Annotated in this window: 25 protein-coding genes and 1 riboswitch; of the genes, 20 read left to right on the top strand and 5 right to left on the bottom strand. The window is 70.6% G+C overall.

What is annotated here, in order from left to right; translation table 11 throughout:
• Positions 1-22 precede the first annotated feature (22 nt).
• The 10 genes from ASE56_RS02280 (at position 23) to thiD (ending at position 10838) form a co-directional block, all read left to right on the top strand.
• Positions 23-1687, top strand: a complete 1665-nt coding sequence (locus tag ASE56_RS02280; protein WP_056224556.1) for a D-alanyl-D-alanine carboxypeptidase family protein — start codon at positions 23-25, stop codon at positions 1685-1687.
• Between the two features lie 3 nt (positions 1688-1690).
• The gene (locus ASE56_RS02285; protein WP_056224558.1) at positions 1691-2047 is read left to right on the top strand and encodes a GntR family transcriptional regulator; all 357 of its coding nucleotides are present in this window, start codon (positions 1691-1693) and stop codon (positions 2045-2047) included.
• Between the two features lie 230 nt (positions 2048-2277).
• Positions 2278-3621 carry an HNH endonuclease signature motif containing protein gene (locus ASE56_RS02290; RefSeq protein ID WP_082450284.1) on the top strand — a complete coding sequence of 448 codons (1344 nt, stop codon included), beginning with the start codon at positions 2278-2280 and terminating at the stop codon, positions 3619-3621.
• A 237-nt stretch (positions 3622-3858) separates the two neighbouring features.
• Positions 3859-4524, top strand: coding sequence for an SDR family oxidoreductase (locus ASE56_RS02295; protein WP_056224560.1), 666 nt, complete (start codon positions 3859-3861; stop codon positions 4522-4524).
• Positions 4525-4673: 149 nt separating this feature from the next.
• On the top strand, positions 4674-5096 hold the full coding sequence (locus tag ASE56_RS02300; RefSeq protein ID WP_056224562.1) for a hypothetical protein: 423 nt from the start codon (positions 4674-4676) through the stop codon (positions 5094-5096).
• Positions 5097-5149: 53 nt separating this feature from the next.
• Positions 5150-6421 carry a S8 family serine peptidase gene (locus tag ASE56_RS02305; RefSeq protein ID WP_056224564.1) on the top strand — a complete coding sequence of 424 codons (1272 nt, stop codon included), beginning with the start codon at positions 5150-5152 and terminating at the stop codon, positions 6419-6421.
• Positions 6405-7784, top strand: coding sequence for a hypothetical protein (locus ASE56_RS16795; RefSeq protein ID WP_156371578.1), 1380 nt, complete (start codon positions 6405-6407; stop codon positions 7782-7784). The genes ASE56_RS02305 and ASE56_RS16795 overlap by 17 nt, the downstream gene beginning before the upstream one ends.
• Positions 7785-7823: 39 nt before the next feature.
• Positions 7824-7915: riboswitch (TPP riboswitch) on the top strand.
• Positions 7907-8731 carry a hydroxyethylthiazole kinase gene (gene thiM, locus ASE56_RS02315; protein ID WP_056224568.1) on the top strand — a complete coding sequence of 275 codons (825 nt, stop codon included), beginning with the start codon at positions 7907-7909 and terminating at the stop codon, positions 8729-8731. It overlaps the preceding riboswitch by 9 nt.
• Positions 8728-9405: a thiamine phosphate synthase gene (locus tag ASE56_RS02320; protein ID WP_056224570.1), complete on the top strand. Its 678-nt coding sequence runs from the start codon at positions 8728-8730 to the stop codon at positions 9403-9405. The genes thiM and ASE56_RS02320 overlap by 4 nt, the downstream gene beginning before the upstream one ends.
• A complete protein-coding gene (thiD, locus tag ASE56_RS02325) occupies positions 9402-10838 on the top strand; it encodes a bifunctional hydroxymethylpyrimidine kinase/phosphomethylpyrimidine kinase (RefSeq protein ID WP_056224572.1) in 1437 nt (478 codons plus the stop codon). Before ASE56_RS02320 ends, thiD begins: the two co-directional genes overlap by 4 nt.
• Before the next feature lie 64 nt (positions 10839-10902).
• Here thiD and ASE56_RS02330 read toward each other — a convergent pair whose 3' ends face one another.
• The 3 genes from ASE56_RS02330 to ASE56_RS02340 all read right to left on the bottom strand — a co-directional run bounded on the left by ASE56_RS02330 (position 10903) and on the right by ASE56_RS02340 (position 13272).
• The gene (locus ASE56_RS02330; RefSeq protein WP_056224573.1) at positions 10903-11085 is read right to left on the bottom strand and encodes a DUF5302 domain-containing protein; all 183 of its coding nucleotides are present in this window, start codon (positions 11083-11085) and stop codon (positions 10903-10905) included.
• 38 nt (positions 11086-11123) lie between these two features.
• A complete protein-coding gene (locus tag ASE56_RS02335) occupies positions 11124-12050 on the bottom strand; it encodes a DnaJ domain-containing protein (protein ID WP_056224575.1) in 927 nt (308 codons plus the stop codon).
• Positions 12051-12183: 133 nt separating this feature from the next.
• On the bottom strand, positions 12184-13272 hold the full coding sequence (locus ASE56_RS02340; RefSeq protein WP_056224577.1) for an enoyl-CoA hydratase/isomerase family protein: 1089 nt from the start codon (positions 13270-13272) through the stop codon (positions 12184-12186).
• A gap of 109 nt (positions 13273-13381) precedes the next feature.
• Here ASE56_RS02340 and ASE56_RS02345 point away from each other — a divergent pair, with 109 nt between their 5' ends.
• The 3 genes from ASE56_RS02345 to ASE56_RS02355 all read left to right on the top strand — a co-directional run bounded on the left by ASE56_RS02345 (position 13382) and on the right by ASE56_RS02355 (position 16339).
• Positions 13382-14641, top strand: a complete 1260-nt coding sequence (locus ASE56_RS02345; protein ID WP_056224579.1) for an ABC transporter ATP-binding protein — start codon at positions 13382-13384, stop codon at positions 14639-14641.
• Positions 14638-15456, top strand: coding sequence for an ABC transporter permease subunit (locus ASE56_RS02350; RefSeq protein ID WP_056224581.1), 819 nt, complete (start codon positions 14638-14640; stop codon positions 15454-15456). The genes ASE56_RS02345 and ASE56_RS02350 overlap by 4 nt, the downstream gene beginning before the upstream one ends.
• Positions 15457-15520: 64 nt before the next feature.
• Positions 15521-16339 carry a TSUP family transporter gene (locus ASE56_RS02355; RefSeq protein WP_056224583.1) on the top strand — a complete coding sequence of 273 codons (819 nt, stop codon included), beginning with the start codon at positions 15521-15523 and terminating at the stop codon, positions 16337-16339.
• 10 nt (positions 16340-16349) lie between these two features.
• On the opposite strand, the gene ASE56_RS02360 is transcribed toward ASE56_RS02355, so the two are convergent.
• On the bottom strand, positions 16350-16739 hold the full coding sequence (locus tag ASE56_RS02360) for a hypothetical protein (protein ID WP_056224584.1): 390 nt from the start codon (positions 16737-16739) through the stop codon (positions 16350-16352).
• A gap of 120 nt (positions 16740-16859) precedes the next feature.
• On the opposite strand from ASE56_RS02360, the gene cofG reads away from it, so the two are divergent.
• The 4 genes from cofG to cofC all read left to right on the top strand — a co-directional run bounded on the left by cofG (position 16860) and on the right by cofC (position 22432).
• Positions 16860-19214, top strand: coding sequence for a 7,8-didemethyl-8-hydroxy-5-deazariboflavin synthase CofG (gene cofG, locus ASE56_RS02365; protein ID WP_056224586.1), 2355 nt, complete (start codon positions 16860-16862; stop codon positions 19212-19214).
• Positions 19211-20680 (top strand): NAD(P)/FAD-dependent oxidoreductase, encoded by a 1470-nt coding sequence (locus ASE56_RS02370; protein ID WP_056224588.1) that lies wholly within the window; start codon positions 19211-19213, stop codon positions 20678-20680. The genes cofG and ASE56_RS02370 overlap by 4 nt, the downstream gene beginning before the upstream one ends.
• Before the next feature lie 17 nt (positions 20681-20697).
• On the top strand, positions 20698-21708 hold the full coding sequence (gene fgd / locus ASE56_RS02375) for a glucose-6-phosphate dehydrogenase (coenzyme-F420) (protein WP_056224590.1): 1011 nt from the start codon (positions 20698-20700) through the stop codon (positions 21706-21708).
• 88 nt (positions 21709-21796) lie between these two features.
• Positions 21797-22432 (top strand): 2-phospho-L-lactate guanylyltransferase, encoded by a 636-nt coding sequence (cofC, locus tag ASE56_RS02380; RefSeq protein ID WP_056228053.1) that lies wholly within the window; start codon positions 21797-21799, stop codon positions 22430-22432.
• A 13-nt stretch (positions 22433-22445) separates the two neighbouring features.
• Here the strand turns inward: cofC and cofD are convergent, their stop codons facing one another.
• The gene (gene cofD / locus ASE56_RS02385; protein WP_056224592.1) at positions 22446-23411 is read right to left on the bottom strand and encodes a 2-phospho-L-lactate transferase; all 966 of its coding nucleotides are present in this window, start codon (positions 23409-23411) and stop codon (positions 22446-22448) included.
• A 140-nt stretch (positions 23412-23551) separates the two neighbouring features.
• Here cofD and ASE56_RS02390 point away from each other — a divergent pair, with 140 nt between their 5' ends.
• Genes ASE56_RS02390 through ASE56_RS02400 form a run of 3 tightly spaced genes read left to right on the top strand, consistent with a single transcriptional unit; the run spans position 23552 to position 25619 of the window.
• Entirely contained in the window at positions 23552-23953 is a 402-nt protein-coding gene (locus tag ASE56_RS02390) for a YbaB/EbfC family nucleoid-associated protein (protein WP_235556909.1), read from the top strand.
• 5 nt (positions 23954-23958) lie between these two features.
• Positions 23959-24273: a hypothetical protein gene (locus ASE56_RS02395; protein ID WP_056224595.1), complete on the top strand. Its 315-nt coding sequence runs from the start codon at positions 23959-23961 to the stop codon at positions 24271-24273.
• The gene (locus ASE56_RS02400) at positions 24270-25619 is read left to right on the top strand and encodes a TNT domain-containing protein (protein WP_056224597.1); all 1350 of its coding nucleotides are present in this window, start codon (positions 24270-24272) and stop codon (positions 25617-25619) included. The genes ASE56_RS02395 and ASE56_RS02400 overlap by 4 nt, the downstream gene beginning before the upstream one ends.
• Positions 25620-25621 lie beyond the last annotated feature (2 nt).

A 25621-nucleotide genomic window follows, 5' to 3' on the forward strand; every position in this document is an offset into this window, starting at 1 on the left:
TAGGGCGGGGTAGCGTGGGCGGGTGCACGAGCAGACCCCGGCCTCACGGCGTGCGCTGCGTACACAGGACTCCTCCCCCCGCGTGGCGACCTCCGGCGACTTCGGACCCGCCCTGTCGACGACGGACGCCCTGGGCCCGGCCCTCTCGGTTCCGGATGCCACGTCCCCGGCTGTCCGCTCCGAGCCGGCGGCGCATGGCGCATCCACTCCCGCGGCGAATGACCTCGCGGCGAACGGCTCTCTCACGGGCGGGGCACCTGCCGCGGCGACCGAGCCCGCGGCATCCGACTCCCCCTCCCGAGACGCCCCCGCCGTGACGGGCGAGCCATCTGTTCCCGCCACTCCTCTTCCGGTCGCGCTCGGCGCGCTGCTGTGGATCGATCCCGACGATGCGAGCGCTCCGCGCCCGGCCCCCGCTTTCGTCGTCTCGGGTGCCACGTCCCGCTCCGCGGACCTGCTCGCCGGCGCCCGTCGGCCGATCCTTCGCCCCGGCACGGTCATCCCCACGCTTCTCTTCGTGCTGATCATCGCCGCGTACGCCGCGACGACGCTGCTGTGGCCGTTGAACGCCGTCATGCCGACGACCCGCCCCGTGGCCGTGCAGCCGATCGCCGCCGCGGCGGCCGTTCCGGCGTGGCCCGCCGAGGGCGAAGCGGCGATCGCGATCGACGGCGTCCCCGACACCCTGTCGTCGTCGGCCAGCGCTCCCGAGTCGATCGCGAGCATCACCAAGATCGTTACGGCGCTCGTCGTTCTCGACCGGCTGCCCCTCGCCCCGGGAGAACAGGGCGAGAGCTACAGCTTCACGCAGGCCGACAGCGCCGATTACTGGCAGTACCGGGCCCGGGGCGAATCCTCGCTCGACGTTCCCGCCGGCGGCAGCCTCACCCAACTGCAGATGCTGCAGGGCATGCTCATCGCCTCCGCCAACAACTACGCGCAGCGTCTGTCGACGGATCTCTTCGGAACGGATGCCGAATTCTCGGCCGCCGCGACCCAGTACCTCGCCGAACGGGGCATCGAGGGCATCACGATCGTCAACCCCACCGGGATCGAAGCCGGCAACACCGCGACTCCCTCCGCCCTCATCGCCCTCGCCGAGCGGGCGCTCGCCAATCCCGTGATCGCCGAGATCGTGCGTACCCCCGAGCTGACCCTGCCCGGGGCCGGCACGTTCAAGAACGGCAACGCTCTGCTGGCCGACCCCGGAGTGGTCGGGGTGAAGACGGGCACGCTCGACGCCTGGAACCTGCTCACCGCGAAAGACATCACCGTCGGCACCGCCATCGTGCGCGCCTACGCCGCCGTGCTCGGTCAGCCCGGGCCCGACAGCCGCAACCAGGCCGCGCGCGACCTCTTCGCCCGCATCGAGCAGGAACTGCAGCCGAAGCCCTCGGTGCCCGCCGGGACGCTGGTCGGCAAGGCAGAGACGCTGTGGGGTCCCGACATCGATCTCGTGACCGCGTCCGACGCCACGGTCGTGCTGTGGAACGGCGGCGCGGCGCAGACCTCGACGTCCTTCAGCCTCGGCGACACCACCGCGGCGGGCTCGACCGTCGGGACGCTGACCGCGACCGGTCCCGTCGACGCCGACACGGTGGATGTGAAGCTCACCGGCGAGATCGACCCGCCGAGCCCGTGGTGGCGCCTCACCCACCCTCTCGACCTCTTCGGCCTGAACGACTGAGCGATGGATCTCTCCGTGGATGCCACCTCGTCGGTGCCGCCGTTCGAGCAGGTGCGGACGCAGGTCATCGCGCAGATCGACACCGGGGAACTCGTCGCGGGGACGCGTCTGCCGCCCGTTCGGACTCTGGCGACGGAGCTCGGTCTCGCCGCGAACACCGTGGCACGCGCCTACAAGGAACTCGAGGAGGCGGGCTACGTCGAGACGCGCGGCCGTGCCGGCACGTTCGTGAAGGGGGCCGACGCGGCCTCCGCTCGCGCCGCGGGTGCGGCGCGCACGTACGTCGAGGCTGTGCGCCGCCTCGGGGTCTCCGCGGACGATGCGGTCGAATTCGTGCGGGCGGCGCTGCGCGATCGGTGAGCGCTGAGGCTCGCCCGCGTTTCGCCGGTGAGTGGGGGGCGGAGTCGCCGCCGGCTTTCGTGCGAGGTGGCTGAGCCCGTCGGTCGCGGCCGCTCCCCACCCGGCATCCGTCCCTCTCGCACCTGTCCCTCCGGAAGCCCGTTCCTCCACAGGCCCGCTCCGCGATTAGTTATCCCCACCTGGGGTTTTCTTTCCGCTGCAATGTCGGAGGTCACCGCTAGCATGCACACATGCGCGATGGCTCCTCCCCGACGAACCCCACCGACGGACCCCGCGTTCTGTCGGTGCTCGTCGACGAGGTCCGCCGCGCCAGCATCGCTCTCGCTGCAGTCGAGGCTGCGCGCACCCGCGCCCTCGCCGAGGCCGGCCACCTCGCCCTCGACGTCATGGCGGGACAGTGCGCGTCCTCCCGCGCCGCCGAGCTCGCTCTGCGCGAGGTGGCATCCGAGATCGCCGCGGCCGAAAACCTCTCCGACCGCACCGTGCACACCCAGATGACCCGGGCGATGACCCTCGTCGACGACTACCCCGACACGTTGTCGGCGTGGGAGTCCGGGACCCTGACCCGCACCCACGTGAACACCATCCTCGATGTCGGCTCACCCCTCCCCGTCGAGGTGCGGGAACAGTTCGACGCCCTCGCAGTGAGCACCGCAGAAGGCCTCAGCCCCGGGCGCCTCCGCTCACGCCTCGCCGCCCTCGCCGAACGCCTGCACCCCATCACCCTCACCGAGCGCCACCGCCGCGGCCGCGACACCCGATGCGTGAGGATCGTGACCGGCCCCGACGGAATGTCGGACCTCGTCGCCACCCTCCCCACCGTCCTCGCGGTCGGAATCCACGACCGTCTTACCCTGCAAGCCAGAGCCCTCATCGACGCCCGCCTCGACGACCCCCAGGCGGTGAGCGACGAACGCACCACCGCGCAGCTCCGCGCCGACATCCTCACCGACCTGCTCCTCACCGCAGCCCCCGAAGCCGACCCCACCCGCACCGACGACGGTCCCGGCGCCCTCGGAGCCATCCGCGCCCGCGTTCAGGTCGTCGTCCCGGCCCTCACGATCCTCGACCCCACCGCCGAGAATGACGACCCCGCCGAACTCATCGGGCACGGCCCCCTCGACGCCGCCACCGCCCGCGGCCTCGCCGAAGCCACCACCCTCCCCTGGGACCGCGTCATCACCCACCCCATCACCGGTGCCGTCCTCCACACCGACACCTACCACCGCACCACCGCCATCGACCGCTATCTCCGCGCCCGCGACCGCCGCTGCCGTTGGCCCGGGTGCACCGTCCCCGCCATCCGCTGTGAAGTCGACCACACCCGCGAACACGCCCTCGGCGGCCCCACCCACGTCGCGAACCTCGCCCACCTCTGCCAACGCCACCACACCCAGAAGCAGTTCACCCGCTGGAGCGTGGAACAACTTCCCGGCGGAGTCCTCCAATGGACCAGCCCCACCGGCCGCACCTACACCGACGAACCCCTCCCCTACTCCCCCGCCGTCCGCTTCCTTCCCGACGACCCACCCCCGCCCGACCCCGACGACGACGGCACACCCCCGCCGTTCTGACGCGCGTGGCGTGTTACCCGGGATGCCTTTGTGCGCGCCCGGGCGCTTCACGCTGGGCTCGTTCGGCGGGGTTCTCGTGGCAGGACTGCAGGTGTGGCGAGGCTCGTCACTGGGCGCCCACGCGCTCGAGCCGCTCCGCTTGTCGACCCGCACGAGGCAGGGGGAACATCCGATCGCGTACAGGGCGGCCGACCGGCGTCTACGAGAGCGTCGGCCGTGCCCTCTACGCTCAGCTCCATGCCTCTCGCCTTGGTAACCGGAGCAGCACGACCGAACAGCATCGCGGCGGGCATCGTGCCCCGGCTCAGAAGTGACGGCTGGGAGGTCGTGACGAGCGACCTCTCCGATGGTGACTATCCCTGCGACCTCGCAGACGTCTCGGGCCCCACCAAGCTCGTCGAGCGCGTCTCGATCAATCGCGGGCCGATCCAGGCTCTCGTCCTGAGCCACGCACACGACATCAAGTCCGGCATCATCGACACCACCGCGGAAAGCTTCGATCGCCATATCGCCGTGAACGCCCGCGCGTCCCTCCTGATGATCGCCGCGTTCGCCCGGCAGGTCTCTGACACGGGTGGCGCGATCGTCGCCTTCACAAGCGATCACACCACTGGCAATCTTCCGTACGGCGCCTCGAAGGGGGCTCTCGATCGAATCGTCATCTCGGCCGCACGCGAGCTCGGTCCGCGCCGCATCTCCGCCAACGTCGTGAATCCGGGTCCGATAGACACCGGCTGGATGGATGACACCACCCGCGACGGGTTAGCCCCACACCATCCCCTGGCTCGGCTCGGGACACCCCGCGACATCGCGGCCATCACCGCTTTCCTGCTGTCCGACGAGGGCCGCTGGATCAGCGGTCAGCTGCTGCACGCCGACGGTGGGTTCTCCGCGCGGTACTGATCGCGCCCGAGAGGAGGGCCGACTGCTGTGGATAACTGGTTTGCTCAACTCGGCAGATGCGCCATCATTGACTCGCAAGCGAAACCGGGGGGCGACGCTCACAGCGACGGTCAGGATCCCCGTTCGTGCCGCGCGAAAGGAACCTGGACATGGTCGGAATGATCCGCGTCGAAGACGGAGTGGGCGACTACCACGTCTCGCGCATCCGCCGAGCGAGCGACGACCTTCCCAGTGATGCGGCCATCACGGTCGTCCACGGCAACCGCGAGGAAGACGCTCCCGAGGCGTACACGAAGAAACTCGAGAGGGTTGCGGCGGAGATTGCAGCACGAGTACAGGAAGTCCGCGATTTCGCTCTGCGCAATGCAGATGCGCTCGCACAGGCCGTAGCGATGCTTCAAGATCAGGACCAGATCAGCGACAGCAAAGCCCGGAAGATGACGGCACTGATTGACGACATCGCCGGCCAGCCGTCCACCGGATCTGCGAACTCTCCACGAACCGCTCCCTCCTCGACTTCTCCGACACCCGGCGCCTCCGAGTCGGATTCTCGTTCGGGGTTCGGCGCATGATTCGAGAGACACCGTTGCGAAACCGGTGGGTCCGCTGCGTCACCGCCGCTGCGATGTCGACAGCTCTGGTCCTGACCCCCGCACTCGCTGCGGATGCCGCCCCCGACGACAACTGGTGGTACGACGCCTATGGAATGACGACCATCCACAGCGAAGGCTGGACCGGCGCGGGGGTGAAAGTCGCTGTCATCGATGCCAACATAAATCCCGAGCTGCCGGTCTTCGAAGGTCGCCGCCTAGTCGTCGACTCGCGGCCGCTGTGCGCAGAATCGTCCTCACCGACGACGACTGAGCCCACTGGGGACGCCATACACGGCACGACAGTCGTTGCTCAGATCATCGGGAGCGGAGAGGGCCCTGACGGGATTCGCGGGATGGCACCTGATGCCGAAGTCAAGTTCTACAGCTTCGGCACGAAGACCGCTTCCGATCAGTGCACCCCAGCCGAATACGAGGGCGGGCTCACCCCACTGGGGTTGGGGGTGCAACGCGCCATCGATGACGGCGCCGACGTCGTCGTCAGCTCCATCGCGGGCGGGACATCGTCATTCGACTCGGACGTCATCGCCAACGCAGTCGCGAAAGGCGTGATCCTGGTCGGCTCGGGACCGAATCCCGAGACGAAGTCCGCGACAGGGTTGCGCGAGTATCGAGGCGTTGTCGTCGCCTCGGCGGTTGACGACAAAGGTCAGCTCCCGTCTGCGGATGGGGCACCTTTCGTCTTTCCGGAGACCACGGTGGTCGCGCCCGGAGAACGCCTCGGGACGGTCGGCAGTGAGGAGGATGGGTGGGGAACGGGTGGAGTGGCCTCCGGTTCCTCCTTCGCTGCCCCAATCGTCGCGGGAATGCTGGCGCTGGCGAAACAGCGGTACCCGACGGCCACGCCGTCACAACTGGTTCAAGGGCTTGTCCGCAACACGGGCAACAAGGCGCACGATCTGGTGAACGATGCGGCGAGTGGTTTCGGCTACGGGCTCGCTTGGCCCGCGCGACTTCTCGCCACGGACCCCACCAGCTATCCAGACGAAAACCTTCTGCTTAGCGACGGCCGGACGAAGCCGACCGACGAGCAGATTCAGGCCGCTGCAGCGCGTGGGTCAAGCTTCCCCACGACGGAACCGCCGACAGCTAGCTCGACGGATCCCCCTCGACCTCGTGACGGGGAAGACGATGCACCGCAGGTGGCGCCGTCGTCGGACCTTCTCCCGACCGTCATCGGCATCGTGGTCGGCATCGTAGTGACGGTTGGGGTGGTCGTCACGATCGTCATCGTCCTCGTATCTCGTAAAGTCCGTCGAAAGGGAACCGATGACCGGTCAGTATGAGCGGGCTCTAGCAAACCTGGCCGATGCCGGCGAGCCGTTCGGCGTTCCGGAGTCTGCAAACCTGGTGGAAAAGCTAGCCACGCTGCGAGACGTCGTAGCTGGCGCCGCTGACCTTCCAGGGATTGAAGGTGATGCGGCTGACGCTGCAGAGAAGATGTTTCGGGCAGGCGCGGAGACCATCGGTCGGCAGATTGCCTATCTTGAAGCAACGCTCACGAACGCTCTCAAGGAGGCCAACGGCCTCCGACAAGCTGCGCGTGAGAAGCTCGCAGCCCTCCCGGACGGGGCGCTCTCATCCGGTCAAGAACTCGCCGTCCGCGGCGCCGCAGTCGGCACGACGCTCTTCCTCGGCCCCATCTCGCTGCTCGCTGGTGAAGGCGCGGTCCAGGCCTTTAATGGCATCCTGGCGCAACGACGCGAAGCGCAGGCACAAGCCGATTTCACAACGATCAGTCAGACGATGAACGGGATGGCACCGCCGGCGCCCCCTGCTGCCACCTTCTCCGAGGGGGGAAAAGAGTTCTCGGAAGGGCAACGAGAAGCCGAGACACCCCCGTCCTCAACGGGGACGAGCAGCCCCGGTCGCGTTGGCGGCCTCGGCAGCGGCGACGCCTCCCCCGTCCCCGTTCCACGCAATCCCGACTCGATAGACGGCTCCCCACTGCCTGCGCCCATCCCCCCGCATCTCATTCCCGACCCCGGCACTTCGCACAGTGACGATCCCGGCATCGACCTCGGACAGGTTCCCCCGCACTACACCCCGCCGACGCCGGACGGCTCGATCTCGGGTATCGGCACCCTCCCCGGACATGTCTCCGGCCCCGGCTTGATCGGGGGCCCCTTCCCCGGCGGGATCTCCGGGGGCGGGGCGGGCCTCGGCTCGGGCCTCTCGGCCGGACTGATCGCAGGGGGCGGTGGCGCAGCGGCCCTCAGCCGGTTGAGCTCGGGGGCGGGTTCGAGCACCGCGGCCGCCGGACGACCCATCAGCGGGAGCGGAGGACTCCTCGGCAAGAGCGGAGCCTCGGCCACCGGCACCGGGCTCGGCGGACGCTCGGGCACCGGCTCCTTGGGCGGCGGCGCAGGCGGCACGGGCGCATCCGGAACCGGCGCGAACGCCGCCGCGGCCGGAAGCCGTGGAGCCGGGACGTCGGCCACCACCGGTGGAGCCGGGGGCGGCACGGCGGGCGGCGGCACGGCCGGCGCCGCCGGCAGCCGGGGCGCCGGGGGTATGGGCTCGGGCTCACGCTCCGATCGCCGCGACGAGCGACGCGGCCTCGGCGGCCCCATCGCCCCTCGCCTCGAAGACGACGAAGAGACCGGTCCCCGTTCCGAGAACGCCGCCGCGGGCTCGCGCGACGACTGAGGCACGGCATCCGGAGGCCGACGACCTGCTAGCGTGCCAGACAGTGACACGGGGTGCCCGCAAGGGCTGAGAACACACCCGTCGAACCTGATCTAGTTCGTACTAGCGAAGGGATGTCGCGAATGGTCGTTCGCACGTCGTCGTCTCCGTCCACCCTCACACCCAGCACCGCCGTAGCAGCCCTCGACGCTCTGCGCGAGGCCGCCCCGCTGACGCAGTGCATCACGAACGCGGTGGTGACGAACTTCACCGCCAACGCGCTGCTCGCCCTCGGCGCGGCACCCGCGATGTGCGACATCCCCGGCGAGGCCGGGATGTTCGCCGAAATCTCGGGCGGGGTGCTCGTCAACCTCGGCACCCCCACGAGCGAGCAGAGGGATGCCGCCCGCGAGGCCGTCACCGCGGGAACCCCCTGGGTCCTCGACCCCGTCGCCGTCGGCGCCCTGCCCGTGCGCACCGCCCTCGCACACGAGCTCCTCGAACACCGACCCGCGATCATCCGCGGGAACGCGTCCGAGATCCTCGCCCTCGCGGGAGCCGGCGCCGGCGGCCGCGGGGTCGACGCCACCGACTCCGCCGAAGACGCCCTCGACGCCGCACGCTCCCTCGCGATCCGCACCGGCGGCACCGTCGCCGTCTCGGGAGAGACCGACCTCATCGTGGATGCCACCCGCACGGCGCGCGTGACCGGCGGCAGCGCCCTGCTGACCAAGGTCACCGGCGGCGGCTGCGCGCTCGGGGCCGCGATGGCGAGCCTCCTCGCCGTCGCCCCCGCGTTCGATGCGGCGAGCGCCGCCAGCGCGATCTGGGCCGTGGCGGCGGAGCGGGCGGCATCCCGAACAGGAGGGCCGGGGTCGTTCGCGGTGGCGTTCCTCGACGAACTGGCCGCGATCCAGCCCGCCGACCTCGACGGACGCGTCCGCGTCGACACCGAGGTCGCACGATGACCGCCGACCTGTCCCTGCACCTCGTCACCGATCACCGCGTGCCGTTCGCGCGCCTGCGCGACCTCGTCGACGAGGCCGTCACCGCGGGCGTGAGCGTGGTGCAACTGCGCGACAAGGTCGCGAGCGGCGCAGAACTGTTCGCCCGCACCCTCGACCTCGCCGACGTCATCGCGGGACGCTGCACGTTCGTCGTCGACGATCGCCTCGACATCGTCCTCGCCGCGCGCGAACGCGTGGGCACAACGGTCGGTCCCACCGGAGACCGCGCTCGCGTCGACGGCGTCCATCTCGGCCAGAGCGACCTGCCCGTCGACGCGGCGCGCGCACTGCTCGGACCCGACGCCCTCATCGGATGGACGGCGAACACCGCGGCGCACCTCACCGCGGCGGAGGCGCTGCCCGCGGGCACGGTCGACTACCTCGGCGTCGGCGTCATCCGCGCCACCTCGACGAAACCCGACCACCCGCGACCGCTCGGCATCGACGGGTTCGGCGAGCTCGCGGCATCCGCTCCCCTCCCGTGCGTCGCGATCGGGGGGATCGGCCTCGACGACGTCACCGCCCTCCGCCGCGCCGGTGCCGCGGGAGTCGCCGTCGTCTCTCTGGTGAGCGGGGCCGACGACCCGGGCCAGGTCGTCCGACACCTGCGCGCGGCGTGGGAGGGCGTAGCGTGATCCCCCGCGTCCTCAGCATCGCCGGCACCGATCCGACCGGCGGGGCGGGCATCCAGGCCGACCTGAAGTCGATCGCCGCGTTCGGCGGCTACGGAATGGCCGCCGTCACGGCCCTGGTCGCCCAGAACACCCGCGGGGTCCGCAGCGTCCACGTACCGCCGACGGCCTTCCTCGAGGAGCAGCTGCGCGCGGTCGGCGACGACGTCGACATCGACGCGGTGAAGATCGGCATGCTCGGCTCGACCGACGTCATCGCCACCGTCGACCAGTGGCTCACCGCCACGCGACCGCCGATCGTCGTGCTCGACCCCGTCATGGTCGCCACCAGCGGTGACCGCCTTCTCAAGGCGGACGCTGAAGACGCCGTGCGCGCACTCTGCCGCCGCGCCGACCTCGTCACCCCCAACCTCCCCGAACTCGCGGTACTGGTGCGCGAACCCGTCGCGACGACATGGGAGGCCGCGGTCGCCCAGGCCGAACAGCTCGCCGCAACGGCCGACACCGCGGTCCTCCTCAAGGGCGGACACCTGGACGGCCGACAGTGCCCGGATGCCATCGTCGACGCCACCGGTGTGCACGAGGTTCCTGGCCGCCGTGTCGATACCCCGCACACCCACGGCACCGGCTGCTCGCTGTCGTCGGCCATGGCGACCCTCGCCGCGCACGGTCTGCCCTGGCCCGACGCCCTCACCCGCGCGAAGCGCTGGCTCACCGGAGCCCTGGAGCACGCCGACGCCCTGCACGTCGGTCGAGGCAACGGCCCGATCGACCACCTGCACGAACTGCGCCCGCACATCGACCTCGGCCGATCGTGGAGCGGCGAGCGGTGGGATGCCACCGCCTCCATCCGCGCAGAGGTCGACGCGTGCGGGTTCGTCGGGGGTCTGGCATCCGGAGATCTCGACCGTGACGCCTTCGCCTGGTATCTCGGCCAGGACCTGCTCTACCTGCGCGAGTACGCCCGCGTGCTCGCACGCGCCGCCGCCCTGGCCCCCACCGCCGAGGAACAGCGGTTCTGGGCCGCGGGCTCGGTGGCCTGCCTCGCCGAGGAGGCGACGTTGCATCAGTCGCACGTCGACCCGGCGGGGCTCGAACCCGCCCCGACGACCTGGGCGTACACCGACCACCTGCACGCCGCCGCAGCCGGCGGGTCGTACGCGGTCCTGGTCGCGGCGATCCTGCCGTGCTACGTGCTCTACACCGACATCGGGGCCCGCTGGAGAGGCACCTTCGGCCCCACCCACCCCTACGCCGACTGGCTCACGGCCTATGGCGACGAGACGTTCGCCGCGTCGTCGGCCGCGGCCGAGAGGATCGCGGATGCCGCCGCGCGAACGGCATCCCCCGCCACCCGCCGTGAGATGGCGACCGCGTACGACCGATCCATGGCGCTGGAGCTGGCGTTCTTCGACGCGCCCCTGAAACGCGCGTGAGGTGCCGGGGGTCTCGCGCACGAGACGTGATCCCCGGCACCTCAGGTGACGTCGGCCGAGAGGCTCAGCCGCTCTTGCGACGGAACTCCCGCTTGGTGACCGCTCCGTGCGTTCCCTGCACGGCGGAGTGGCCGTCGAGGTGCGCCTGACCCGAACGGTGCTGACCGTTCTTCTTCTCGAGCGCTTCCTTGAACTTGCGCTTCATGTCGTCGGATGCCGAGGCACCCGCGGTCTCGTCGGTACTCATGCCTCCACCCTAGGCATGTCCGCGGCGGGTGTCGCGAGTCAGACGTGCCGCACGCGCTGCTGCAGACGCGTGCGGATGTCGAACAGCTCGGTGCCGCCGACCTCGCGCCCCCCGGTGATCCCTCTGCGCAACAGGGTCGTGAGCGCACTGCGCGTGACCAGCGCCACGGGCGTTCCCCGCACTTTGCCGAGCTCGGTGATCGCGTCGAGCACCGCGTCGTCGGGCAGCACGACCATCGCCCCGCTGAAGCGGACACCGGCCGCGCGCGCGATCACGCGAGCGCGCGACACGAGCTCGGTCACGGGGGATCCGATCACGTTGGGGCCGGTGATCTCGCCACGGCGCACCCCCACGGGGCCGCCGAAGTCCTCGCTCAGCAGGGCGTAGAGGCCGCTCGGACCGAGGACGAGGTGGTCGAGCTTCTGCTCCGGGTCGCGTCCGTCGCGATCGGCGAACACGTCGTGCCAGACGGTGTAGCCCATGCCCAACTCCGCGACGAGCCGGGCGGTCTCTTCCTCGGCGAGCGCGTCGGCGAGGATGTGGCGGATCTCGGGCGGGGCCGACCGCACGAGAGCGGGGTCGTAGGGGTCGGCGATGTCGACGCCGCGCCCGACCCACTCGCGGATGAGTCCGAGATACCGCTCGCGACGCCACCCGCCGGGCTGGCCGTGCGATCGTGCGCGCGGTCGCGTGTCGGCCGGACGGGAGGGAGCGGATGCCGGCACCCCACCGCCCCATTCGCCGGGAGCCGTCCCGCGACCCCGGTCGTAGGCGCTGCGCGCCTCGGGTGTGCCCACGAGTTCCCAAGCACGCTGGACCTGGACGAACAGGGCGGCGTCGCCTCCGGTGTCGGGATGGGTCTCGCGCAGACGCACGCGATAGGCGCGGCGCAGACCCTCGTCATCGATGTCGGCCGCGACCCGGAGCACCTCGTATGCCGAGGACGACATGGGACTGTCGAACACGTGCGTTCATCCGTTCTGCCGCGAGGACGCGGCGCCTCTCAGGCTAACCCGCTGCGGCTGAGTGCGGCCCGGACGGCGAGGTCAGGTCGCGGTCGCCGGAGCACGGTCACATCTCGCGGACGCGACGGCGCTGTCACCAGAGCGCGGGCTCCGGCGCATACGCGAAGGCTTCGGCGACGCGCTCGGCAGGGAGGTCCTCGAGGCGCGCAGGCGACCACGACGGCGACCGGTCCTTGTCGACCACCTGGGCGCGGATCCCCTCGACCAGGTCGGGTTGCGTGAACGCGAACCACATGACCAGGCCGTATTCCTGGGCGAGAGCGGCGCGCAGCGAGGGCAGCTCGCGAGCGCGACGCACGGCCTCGAGCGTCACGGCGAGCGCGGTCGGCGCCGACGACGCCAGCACCTCGGCGGTCTCGCGCGCTTCGGGCTCGGGTCGCGCGCGCAGGCGATCCACGATGCCGGGCACGTCCTCGGCGGCGAAAGCGTCATCGACCCACTCCCGCGCGTCCTCGAGTCGCGACCGCTCCGGGGTCTCGTCGAACAGCAGCACCAGCTCGGTGGGACTCGACGGGTCGGCGCGGTTCTCGAGCGCCTCGTACAGCGCCTCGAGGTGCGCGGTCGGCACCATGTGGTCGGCGAAGCCGGCGTACACCGCGTCCGCGGCATCCATCGTCCCTCCCGTGAGGGCGAGGTATTCGCCGAGACGGCCGGGGGCCCGCCCCAACAGCCACGATCCGCCCACGTCGGGGGTGAAGCCGATGCGGGTCTCGGGCATGGCGAGCTTCGAGCGCTCCGTCACGATGCGGATGGCCGCGTGACCGGCCAAGCCGATCCCTCCGCCCATGCAGACGCCGTCGGCGATCGCGATGACGGGCTTGCGCGAGATCGCGATGCGGTGATCGAGCGCGTACTCCTCGCGGAAGAAGGCGTGCACCTCGTCGACCCGACCCGCCGTGACCATCTCGTGCAGCGCGCGCACGTCGCCACCGGCGCAGAAACCGCGCTCCCCCGCCCCGTCGAGGAGCACCACGTCGACGTCGGTGTCGCGCTCCCAGCGATCGAGCGTCACGTGGAGGGCGCGGATCATCTCGAGGTCGAGGGCGTTGATGGCCCGCGGGCGATTCAGCGTCAGATGACCGAGGCCGCCACGGCCTCCGACCAGGACGCTGTCTGCGGCGGTGTCGCCGGCGCTGAGGTCTTCGGTTCGCTGTGCGTGCACGGTGCCACGTTACACAGGCGGTTCGCCGCGCCCTCGGCTGTGGATGACTGTGTTTTCGCCCCCGGATCGGGGAAGATGGGAAGAACGCACGCAGAACGAAAGGTGCCGTATGCCCGACGGACAGGTGCTGGAGCTCGCCGGGCTCACCAAACGTTTCGGCTCGATCTCCGCCGTCGACGATCTCTCGGCCCGGATCGAACCCGGACAGGTCACGGGCTTCCTCGGTCCCAACGGCGCCGGCAAGACCACCTCGCTGCGCATGCTGCTGGGCCTCGTCCGCCCCACGTCGGGCACGGCGACGATCGGCGGCAAGCACTTCAGCGAGCTCACCTCTCCGCTGCAGACGGTGGGCGCGGCCCTCGAGGCCTCGAGCTTCCACCCCGGACGCTCGGCCGCGAACCACCTCAAGGTCTACGCGCGCGCGGCGGGCCTGCGGACCTCCCGCGTCGACGAAGTACTCGGCCTGGTCGGGCTCGCCGATGTCGCCGGTCGACGGGTCGGCGGCTTCTCGCTCGGCATGCGCCAGCGTCTCGGACTCGCCACGGCGCTCCTCGGCGACCCGGGTGTCGTCGTGCTCGACGAGCCCTCGAACGGCCTCGATCCCGAGGGCATCCGGTGGATGCGCTCGCTCCTGCGGCACCTCGCCGAAGAGGGTCGCACGGTCCTCATCTCGTCGCACCTCCTCGCCGAGGTGCAGCAGACGGTCGACGCGCTGCTGATCATCTCGCGCGGCCGCCTGGTGTTCCAGGGCGGCATCGAAGACCTCGCCGACCCCGACGAATACGCCACCGTGGTCGACTCGCCCGATCGCGCGGGTCTGTCGCGCGTGCTCGACGAGCGCGGCATCGAGTACCAGCTGCTCCGTAACGGCTTCACGATCCGTCACCACGATCCCGTCGAGATCGGCGGCCTCGCCGCGGGTGCGGGGATCGCCCTGTCGAACCTGCAGAGCAAGGGCGCGAGCCTCGAGGACATCTTCCTCGAACTGGTCAGCGGGGTGCGCGTGCACGAGAGCGCGGGTGCGGCCGCCCCGTCCGAGCCCGCCCCGGATGCCGAGACCCCGCCGTCCACCACGAACCTCGACGCCTTCCCTGCTCCCACCGGCGCACCGGCCCCCGCGGTGAGTCACGACGCGCTCTCCTCCGACGCACCCGGTCCCGACGAAGCGCGGCCCTCGACCGCCCTCGTCGCGGTCATGACTCCGCCGCGCACGGTGCGCAGCGCGCCGGAGGCCCCCGAGGCGGGTCCGCGGCAGTCGTACGCCGTCGCGTCGACCGGGGTGATCGACATCGTCTCGCCCGCCGGCCACGACGACCGGGCCGCGGACCGACCCTTCGACCAGCCCCTCGACCAGGAGGTGCCGCGATGAGTCTCGTCGCCGCCACGCGCTCGGAGTACACCAAGCAGTTCACCACCGTCGGCTGGTGGGTGCTCGCGATCGTCCTGGTCGCCTACGTCGGCTTCACCGCCGCCGCCCTCGCGTTCGTGTTCGGCGGCGTCGCCTCCGGCGAGCTGACCGGAGCGAACGGCCCCGCGATGTCGAGCGAGGGTGTTCCGGCCCTCGTCTACAGCTCCGCCACGGCGGTCGGCTACGTCTTCCCGTTGCTCATCGGCACCCTCATGGTCACCACCGAGTTCCGTCATAAGACGCTGACGCCGACCTTTCTCTCGACTCCCCGTCGCGGTGTCGTCCTCGTGGGCAAGTTCATCGTCGGCATCGTGGTCGGCCTGCTCTACGGCATCCTGGGCTCGATCGCCGCGGTCGCCGCCGGGGCGGGCGTGCTGAGCATCTTCGGCATCGACTCGGAACTCGGGCAATCCGACACCTGGGTGCTCATCGGACGCATGCTGCTCGCCTTCGCCCTGTGGGCCCTCGTCGGCATCGGCGTCGGAACGGTCGTCCGCAACCAGGTCGCTGCGATCGTCATCGTGCTCGCCGTCACGCTGTTCATCGAACCGATCGTCCGCACCATCGGCGGCCTCGTCGAGGGGTTCGGCGACGTGGTCAAGTGGTTCCCGAGCGCCGCGAGCGACGCGCTGGTGGGGCAGACGATCTTCGGCACCATGGGCACCGGGAACAACAGTGCGCTCGAGTGGTGGGCGGGCGGACTCGTGCTGCTCGGCTACGCCGTCGTCTTCCTCGTCATCGGCCTCTTCACCACCTGGCGTCGCGACATCGACTGAGCGCGTCCGCTGCGCGCGGCGTCCGTGCATTTGGTCGCCCCGCCCGGGTCGGTGAGAATCAACCGTGCTCGATGGACCGGTGATCGCCGAGTGGCTCCCCGTCTCGGTGGCGGCCCTCCTGCTGCTGCTGATCGCCGCGGGGGTCGCCGGCTGGGTCGACGCGGTCGTCGGCGGGGGCGGTCTCATCCAGCTCCCCGCGCTGGTCATCGCCGTCCCGAAGGACGTCGCGACCCCGTTCATCCTCGGCACCAACAAGTTGTCGTCGTTCTTCGGGACGCTGTCGGCCAGCTGGGTGTACCTGCGCAAGATCCGCGTGCAGCTCGTTCTGCTGATCCCCCTGGTGGCGGGGGCGTACGCGGGCTCCACGGTCGGCGCGGCGCTCTCGCGATTCGTCCCTCGTGAGGTGCTGACCCCGATCGTCCTCGTCGCGGTGATCGCCGTCGCGCTCTACACGCTGTTCAAGCCGCAGATGGGCCTGCACCACGAGCCCCGGCACGACAAGGCGACGGCCATCGCCTGGCGTGCGGCGGCGATCGGTCTCGCGGTCGGGTTCTACGACGGCATCCTGGGTCCGGGTACCGGCTCGTTCTTCGTCATCCTCATCGTGAGCGTGCTGGGGTACGGCTTCTTGCAGGCGAGCGTCAACGCCAAGATCGCCAACCTCACCACCAACCTCGCCGCTCTCGCGGTGTACGGGGTGCACGGCGAGATCCTTCTCGTGCTGGGGCTCGCGATGGCCGTCATGAACATCACCGGCGGCTTCATCGGCGCTCACATGGCGACGCGACGCGGCAGCGGGTTCGTGCGGATCGTGTTCCTCGTGACGCTGTCGATCCTGATCGTGAAGCTCGCGTGGGACACCGTGGTGCAGTTCACGTCGTAGACGGCGCTGGTCAGCTCACGATGTCGGCGACGTTCTCGGGCTCGGATGCCACGTCGAGGCGCAGCGCCTTGAGCAGGGCGACCCCGTGCTTCGTCGTCAGCACCAGGCGCTCGAACTCCTCGTGACCGGAGAGGTCGATCACGACGCTCGGCTTGCGACCGCGGATGATGACGAAGTCGTTGCCTCCGGCGGACTTCCAGGTGCCCGCTCCGAGGGCGACGGGGAGATTGATACCGGGATTCGGCACGCCTCGGATCCACGTCCACGCGTCGTCGGTGAGCTGCACCCGTTCGATGTGCTCACGGGGAACGACGATGTTGCTCTTGCGGAAGGACAGCGCACGCTCGGTCGGCGAGAGCACGACCTCGAGCTGCGTCGAATCGAGCAGCAGGGTCACCATGTGTTCCATCCTGCCAGCGTCGGGCGGGGCGAACGGGCCTCTCACCTCACAGGACCGCAACGATCAGTAGCCGTCCACCGTCACGGCCCGGATGTCGGAGCCGCGGGATAGCCTTGACCAATGAGCACGGGCAGCGTTGCGCCGCGAGTCGCACCGGCCCGAGGCGCGTCGATCGACGATCTCCTGACCGCGATCGCGGCGGGGCACCGCCCCGACGTCGACGAGACCGAGGCGCTCCTGCACGCTCCGCTCCCCGCGCTCTTCCGCGTGGCGTCGGCGCTGCGCGACGAAGGGCTCGAGCACGCCGGCCGGCCCCGTGTCATCACGTACTCGCGCAAGGTCTTCGTGCCGCTCACGACCCTCTGCCGCGATCGCTGCCATTACTGCGTGTTCGTCGACACCCCCGGCCAGCTCGCCCTGCTGCGGAAGCCCGCGTACATGAGCCCGGAGCAGGTGCTCACCGTCGTGCGCCAGGGGCAGGCGATGGGCTGCAAAGAGGCGCTGCTGACCCTCGGCGACCGCCCCGAAGAGCGCTGGCCCGAGGCCCGCGCGTGGCTCGACGAGCACGGCTTCGCCTCGACCATCGACTACGTCGCGCGCATCGCCCGGCTCATCACCGCCGAGACCGGCATGCTCGTGCACGCCAACCCCGGCGTCATGCACCCCGACGAGCTCGCCGCCCTGCGCCCCGTCTCCCCGTCGATGGGCATGATGCTCGAGACCACCTCGCGTCGCCTCTACGAGGAGCCCGGCCAGGTGCACTTCGGCTCGCCCGACAAAGACCCCGCACTGCGACTGAAGGTCATCGACGACGCCGGGGCTGCCGGCATCCCGTTCACGACCGGCATCCTCGTCGGTATCGGCGAGACCGTGCGCGACCGCGCCGAATCACTGGTGGCCCTGCGCGAGATCGACGATCGCCACGGCCACGTGCAAGAGGTCATCGTGCAGAACTTCCGCGCGAAGCCCCGCACGGCGATGCAGGGCGCTCCGGATGCCGACATGCACGACTACCTCGCCGCGGTCGCCGTCGCGCGACTCGTGTTCGGCGCCGACATGCGCATCCAGGTGCCGCCGAACCTCTCCGACCCGCGCGAGCTGAGCCTGCTGATTGACGCGGGTATCGACGACTGGGGCGGCGTCTCGCCCCTGACAGCCGACCACGTCAACCCCGAGCGCCCGTGGCCGCAGATCGACGACCTGGCCGCGCAGACCGCGGCGCAGGGATACGTCCTGCGCGAACGCCTGACCGCGCACCCCGAGTACGTGGGCGGCGCCGAGCGCTGGATCGACTCCGCTCTGCACGCTCCTGTTCGGGCATTGGCGGATGCCACGGGACTCGCGGCCGACGTGAAGCCCGCGGCGGCACCGGCCTCGGTGATGACGCCCGGCGCACGTGCCGTCGACCCCGGCGTGAAGCGTCTGGCCGAGCGGGCGGCATCCGCCCCTCTCGACCTCGGCGACGACGATTGGGTCCGACTGCTTCGCGCCACCGGCGCCGAGCTCGACGAGCTCACCGCCGCCGCCGACGACGCACGCCGCTACACGGTCGGCGAGCCCGTCACCCTCGTGCAGAACCGCAACCTCACCTCGACCGGGTTCCGTCGCACGGGTCGGGGGAGCGCGGGAGAGTTCGACCTCGACGACGCCACCGAGATCGCCGCGGATGCCGCCGCGCTCGGCGCGACCGAGATCTGCATCCAGGGGGCGCTGCGGCCCGACGAAGACCCCTCGGGCTACCTCGACCTCGTGCGGGCGGTGAAGCGCGGGGCTCCCGGCATCCACGTGCACGCGTACCGACCGCTCGACGTGCGCGACCTCGCCGACCGCGGCGGATTCGGACTCGACGGCGCACTCGCGGCGATGCGCGATGCGGGTGTCGACAGCGTGCCCGGCACGGGCGTGAAGCTCCTCAGTGAGCGCGTGCGCGCCCTCGTCGCCCCCGGCGACCTCGAGATCGATCGCTGGATCGAGGGCATCACCGCGGCGCACCGCGCGGGCTTCCGTTCGACCTCCGTGCTGTTCTACGGGCACGTCGAGACCGCCGCGGAGCGCATCGCGCACCTGCGACGCCTGCGCGAGATCCAGGCCGAGACCCGCGGCTTCGCGGAGTTCGTGCCGATCCCCCTTCCCGGCGGAGACGTGGCCCTGGTCGAGGGTCGCAGCCCGATCGACGAGCATCGCGCGATGGTCGCCGTGTCGCGCCTCGCGCTGTCGGGGAGCATCTCGCACGTGCAGATCCCGTGGACCCGGGTCGGACGCGAGGCCGCGGCCGTGCTGCTGCGCTCGGGCGGCGATGACCTCGGCGGCACGCTCTACGACGGTCGGGTGCTGCCCGACACCGGCATCGAGCAGGGCCTCGAACTGCCGGTCGCGGCCGCCGAGCGCATCGCACGGAGCCTCATGCGGCCGTTCCGACTGCGGACCACCGACTACCGGGTCGCACCCCGACCCGGCGACGGGCACCCCGCATGAGGATCATCGACACCGTCGTGGTCGGGGCGGGCTTCGCGGGCCTCGCAATGGTCGGAGCCTTGCGGCGAGCCGGCCGCGACGACGTGATCGTGCTCGAACGCGCGGCCGACGTCGGCGGAACGTGGCGCGACAACACCTACCCCGGAGTCGCGTGCGACGTGCCCGCGCACCTCTACAGCCTCGCCGCACACCCCAACGCGGGCTGGTCGCGCACCTTCGCCCCGGGCGGCGAGATCCAGGACTACCTGCGCGACGTCGCCGACCGCGAAGAGCTCGGCGACAAGCTGCGGTTGCGCACCCCGATGCTGGGCGCCGCGTGGGACGTCGAGACGTCGGTGTGGCACATCGACACCGGCGCGGAAGAGCTCGTCGCCCGCTCGCTCGTGCTCGCGTGCGGTCGCCTGACCGAGCCGTTCGTCCCCTCGATCCCCGGGCTGGAGTCGTTCGCGGGGCCGCTGTTCCACTCCGCGCGGTGGAACCACGACATCGACCTCACCGGTAAGAGGGTGGCCGTCGTGGGCACCGGGGCGAGCGCCGTGCAGCTCGTGCCCGAGCTCGCGCGTCTCGCCGCCCACGTGACGCTCTTCCAGCGCACCCCGGCGTGGATCGTCCCCCGCGGTGGCGGTGACATCCCCGTCCCCGAGCGCGAACGTCTCGCCGACAGCCCCGGTGCCCTCGCGCGCCTGCGGGCGGAGCTCTACGCCGAGGGCGAGCAGCGTTTCGCCTCGCGTTCGGGCGACGCCGCGGCATCCGCCGCCGCCCGCGATGCCGCCCTCGCCCACCTGCACGCGCAGGTCACGGATCCCGCTCTGCGCGCCGCGCTCACCCCCGACTACGCCTTCGGCTGCAAGCGCGTGCTGCTCTCCGACGCGTTCTACCCGGCGGTGGCGTCGGATGCCGTGACCCTCGAACCCACGGAGCTCGCCGCGGTCGACGGCTCGACCCTGACCGCCGCGAGCGGCGAGCGGTACGAGGCCGACGTGCTCGTGCTCGCGACCGGCTTCGCCGCGGCCAAGCAGCCGTACGCCGACCTCGTGCGCGGTGACGACGAGACCCTCGCCGAGCACTGGTCCGAGGGCATGACCTCGTTCGGGTCGACGGTCGTCGCCGGCTTCCCCAACCTCTTCGTGCTCAACGGCCCCAACGCGAGCCTCGGCCACAACTCCGCCGTGCTCATGGCCGAAGAGCAGTCCGCCTACGTGGTGCGCGCCCTCGCCGAACGCGACCGCCGCCCCGAGCGGGTGCTGCGCGTGCGCCCCGAGGCCGAGGCCGCCTATACCGACGAGATCGACGCCGCCGCGGCATCCACCCCCTGGATGACCGGCGGCTGCCGCAACTGGTACGTCGATTCCCGCTCGGGCCGGCTCACCCTGCTGTGGCCGGGCACCGTGCAAGCGTTCCGCGAGCGCCTCACCGGCGCCGACGGGTCGGAGTTCGAACCCGCGCACAGCCCCGTGCGCAGCTGACACTGGAGGAGTCACAGATGAGCGTTCCCCTGAGATTCGGCTACAAGGCCTCGAGCGAGCAGTTCGGGCCCAACGAGCTGCTCGATTTCGGCGTGCTGGCCGAGGAGGTCGGCTTCGACTCCGTCTTCCTCTCCGACCACCTGCAGCCGTGGATGCACGACGGCGGCCACGCCCCCAATGCCCTCCCCTGGCTCGGCGCGCTGGGTGCGCGCACCGAGCGCGTCATCATCGGCACGAGCGTGCTCACCCCGACGTTCCGCTACCACCCGGGCGTCATCGCGCAGGTGTTCGCGACCCTCGGCGTGATGTACCCGGGCCGCGTCGTGCTGGGCGTCGGCACCGGCGAGGCGCTCAACGAGGTGACACTGGGCCTCGAGTGGCCCGAGCCGCCCGAGCGCTTCCAGCGCCTCAAAGAGGCCATCACGATCATCAACGAGCTGTGGGCCGGCGAGCGCGTCACCTACGAGGGCACCTACTACTCGGTCAAGGACGCCACGATCTACGACCGCCCCGAGCAGAAGGTGCCGATCTACATCGGCGCCTCGGGTCCCGCGGCCACGCGCCTGGCCGGCCGCATCGCCGAGGGCTACATCACGACGAGCGGCAAGGATCCCGAGCTCTACACCGAGAAGCTGCTGCCCGCCCTCGACGACGGCCTGTCGAAGGCCGGGCGTTCGCGCGACGACGTCGACACGCTCATGGAGGTGAAGGTGTCGTACCACCCCGACCACGACACCGCGTTGGAGAAGACTCGCTTCTGGGCTCCCCTGGCGCTCACCGCCGAAGAGAAGATGAGCGTGCACGACCCGATCGAGATGCAGCGCCTCGCGAACGAGCTGCCGATCGAGCGCGCGGCCTCGCGCTTCATCGTCTCGACCGACCCCGACGAGCACGTGGAGCGCATCGCGCAGTACATCGACCTCGGCTTCCGCCACCTCGTCTTCCACGACCCCGGGCACGACCAGGAGGAGTTCCTGCGCATGTACGGCGACGAGATCCTCCCGCGCCTGCGCAAGCGGTTCGCCTGAGGCGGTGGGGGTGGCAGGGCCTGCACGTTTCGCGGCTCCCCGCCACCCCCACACGGGAATGTCGGATGCCCGGCACACAATGGAGGCGATGAGCATTCCTGACACCTCCGGCTGGACGATCGTCGTGCCGGTCAAGCCCGCCGCGGTCGGCAAAACCCGGCTCACCGACGTGGGCACCGACCGCGAGGCCCTGGCGCGCGCGATCGCGCTCGACACGATCGCCGCGGCGGCCGCAGCCGATCTGGTGTCGCGCGTGATCGTCGTGACCGACGACGAGGGTGTCCGCTCCGAGTTCCGCCGCTCGCGCACCGTCGAGGTCGTCACCGAGGGCGACACCCGCGGCCTCGACGCCGCCATCGCCCTCGGCGCCGAGGCGGCCGGTGTGGGCGCCCCGCGCGCCGCGCTGCTGGGCGACGTCCCGGCCCTGCGCCCCGCCGATCTCGACGCCGCGCTCGAGCTCGCGGCATCCGTCGAACGAGGTCTGGTCCCGGATGCCGAGGGCACCGGCTCCACGCTGATCACTGCCCGCGCCGGGGCGGTGTGGGTCTCAGCCTTCGGCCCCGACTCCGCCGCACGCCACCGTCTGCTCGGCTGTACCGACCTCGCCGTCGAGCGCGACTCGACGCTGCACCGCGACGTCGACACCGCGGCTCAGCTGTCCGAGGCCGTGGCGCTGGGCGTGGGTCCGCGGACGTCCGCGGTGCTGGCCGCGGCTGCGGCCTGACCGGGCCGGAGCCTCAGGCCCCCAGCGCCGCCTTCGCGATCGCGGCGGACGTCGCCTCGTCGCGCATCCACAGCGGCGCGACGACGGCGCGCAGACCCGCGGCCTCGACGTCGGATGCCGACGCCGCATCCTCTTCGGCGAGCAACCACGCGTCGAGCACACCGTCCGCCGATCGTGCGCCGTAGTGCCGAGCGACGGCCGCGGCCGAGGTCTCGACCCCGATCGCGTTCAGGCACACGTCGGCCATGCCGCGCACGACCCGCCCGCCGATGATCGGCGAGACACCGACGACCTTCGCCGACGTCTCCCGCACGGCATCCCGAATCCCGAGAACCGCCAGGATCGGACCGATCGACACGACGGGGTTCGATGGCGCGATCAGGACGACATCGGCCCCCGCGATGGCCTCGGCGACGCCCGGTGCGGGCACGGCATCCGTGATCCCGGGGTTCTCGAAGGCGCGGGGCGTGAGCTTCGCGCGGTGGCGCGTCCACCACTCCTGGAAGTGCAGGCGTCCGCCGTCCTCGAGCAGCACATGGGTGTCGACCTCGCTGTCGGTCATGGGGAGCATCCGGATGCCGAGCGGCCACCGCTGCGCCATGCGTGTGAGCACCTGGGTCGGCGTGAGGCCGTCGCGCAGCCACCCCGTGCGGGCGAGGTGAGTGCCGAGGTCGAGGTCGCCGAGCGTGAACCACGGCCAGCCCGCGCCCCACGCCTGGAGTTCTTCGTTGACGCGCTCGGTGTCGCCGGCCCGACCCCAGCCGCGCTCGGTGTCGTTCACCCCCGCGAGGGCGTACGTGATCGAGTCGACGTCGGGCTGCAGCCGCACGCCCGAGAGCCACAGGTCGTCGCCCGTGTTGACGACGACGGTGGCCTCGGGAGCGTTCAGCCGGCGAAGGGCGGCACGGACCCCGAGGGTGAACTTCGACCCCCCGACTCCACCGGCGAGCACGACGACACGGGGCTGCGAGAGAAGCATTGGTTCAGTCTTCCACCCGATGCGGAGTGCGCGCCGTCGGTGAGCCGCCTCACCCCGGCGGCGTGAGCACGAACGGCGCGAAAATGAAAGTTCTCACATCTTTGACCCAGGTCATGGACTCGGGGACTACCATCACCCGAGTGACTGACCTCTTCTCCTCTCGTGAAGCCGAGGCGGCCATCGCCCGGATCGAGCAGCAAGTGGCCGAAGCCCAGGTTCGGGCAGCTCAAGCGCAGCAGGTGCAGGCGGACATCGACGCTGTTCGCGCGTCGGCGACCTCTCCGCGCCGCGAGGTCACGGTGACCGTCGATGCGGCGGGACGTCTGGCCGGTATCCGCCTCGCCGACGCCGCGTACGAACTGCGTCCTGACGCGTTGGAGCAGCTGATCGCCGAGACCGCGGGGCGCGCTCAGGTGCTGGCGGGTGAGCAGGCGTTGGAGATCACGCGGGTCGCGTTCGGTGCTGATTCACCGATCGTCGATCACCTCGCGGGTGAGCTCGATCGTGAGCCGCCGTCGCAGCCCATGGGTTTCCGGGTCTGACGCGCGTGGCCGACCGTATCGCCGTCGATTCCGAACTGATCGGCTCGCACGCCTCGCGGCTGAGCGCCGTGGCATCCGACATCTCCGTCGCCCGTGATGCCGGGTCATCGGGCGGGTTGAATGCCGAGGCGTTCGGGGTGTTGTGTTCGTTCCTCGTGCCGCCCGCGACGATGGTGGCCGACGCCGCTCGGTCGTTGATCGGTGCCGCCGAAGACATGGTGCGCCGCTCCGCGACCGAGATCGTCGGTGTCGGAAGCGATATGGACGCGTACGAGCAGAAGGTCCTCGAATCGATCCGTGCGTTGGAGACGGGTCTGTGAGCAACGCGCTCGTCGCCGGTCCCGTCGACACGGCGACCCCGTTCAGCGGGGCGGGGCTTCTGGACTCGGGGACGCAGTTGGCATCCGCGATCGAGTCCGGCAACTGGGTCGAAGGCGGCCTCGCGGCCTTCAGCACGGTCGTCGACACCGTCGCCACCGCCATCGACCCCCTCGGATCTCTCATCGCCGCCGGCCTCGGGTGGCTGATCGATCACTTCGAGCCCATCAAAGGCTGGTTCAACGACCTGACCGGAGACGCCGGCGCCGTCGCCGGGTTCTCCCAGACCTGGACCAACGTCCAAAACCAGCTCAACAGCTCCGCCGACTACCTCGACCGTGTCGTCAGCGACCTCGACGACATGGCCGGCGAAGCCATCGACGCCTACCGCCGCTTCCAAACCGACGCGGCCGCCCACATCCGCGCCTCAGGCCAATGGGCCGGCGCCATGGCCACCGGCCTGCAGATCGCCTCGACCATCGTCCAAGTCGTCCACGACCTCGTCCGCGACATCCTCTCCCAGCTCGTCGGATCCGCCATCTCGTGGGCCACCGAAGCCGTCGTCACCGTCGGCATCGCCACCCCCTGGATCATCTCCCAGGTCTCCTCCCGCGTCGCCAGCTGGACCGCGAAGATCAGCGGCAAGCTCACCGGCCTGCTGCGCTCGTGCGGCAAGCTCGGGGACCTTCTCAATGAGCTGCGGGCGCTGATGAGCAAGGGCGCCGGACTGCTCGGAAGCGTGCCGCGGCGCGCACCCCGCGGCACCCCTCGCGCCGACGCCCCTTCCGCGCACCCGCATGAGCCGACCACCCCGCTTCCAGATCCACCTCCGGTCGCTCGGAACCCGTCGGATCACCTCGGGCCCTCGGAGGTGACAGATGCCACCCCAGGGCATTCGAACATCCCCGACTCCTACCGGCGATTCGGCGATCTTTCCGAATCAGAATTCGTTGACAAATACTGGAACCCCGACAGCGTCAACTACGACAAATCGACCGGCGGATGGCGCTATCCACCGGACGATGGCTTCGACCTATCGGCGGGGAAGACTCCGAAAGAAGTGAACCTCCCCGAGGGGTACGTCATGGATCGCTACGGCGAGCCCTACGGTCGGTACACCTCGCCCGCCGGTACACCGTTCCCAGAGCGTGCGATTCCGCCCGACTCAGTGGGGCAGCCCTACTTCCAATACCGGGTGACCAAACCCTTCGACGAAGAATCCGGGATGCCGCGCGCCGGCCAAATCGCGCCCTGGTTTGAACAACCCGGTGGGGGCGTCCAGTACCACCTTCCCAAGCCTGTTCAATGGCTTGAGGAACACGGGTACCTCACGAAAGTCGAGAACTGAGC

The sequence above is a fragment of the Microbacterium sp. Leaf203 genome (genome assembly GCF_001421275.1).
Taxonomy (GTDB): domain Bacteria; phylum Actinomycetota; class Actinomycetes; order Actinomycetales; family Microbacteriaceae; genus Microbacterium; species Microbacterium testaceum_A.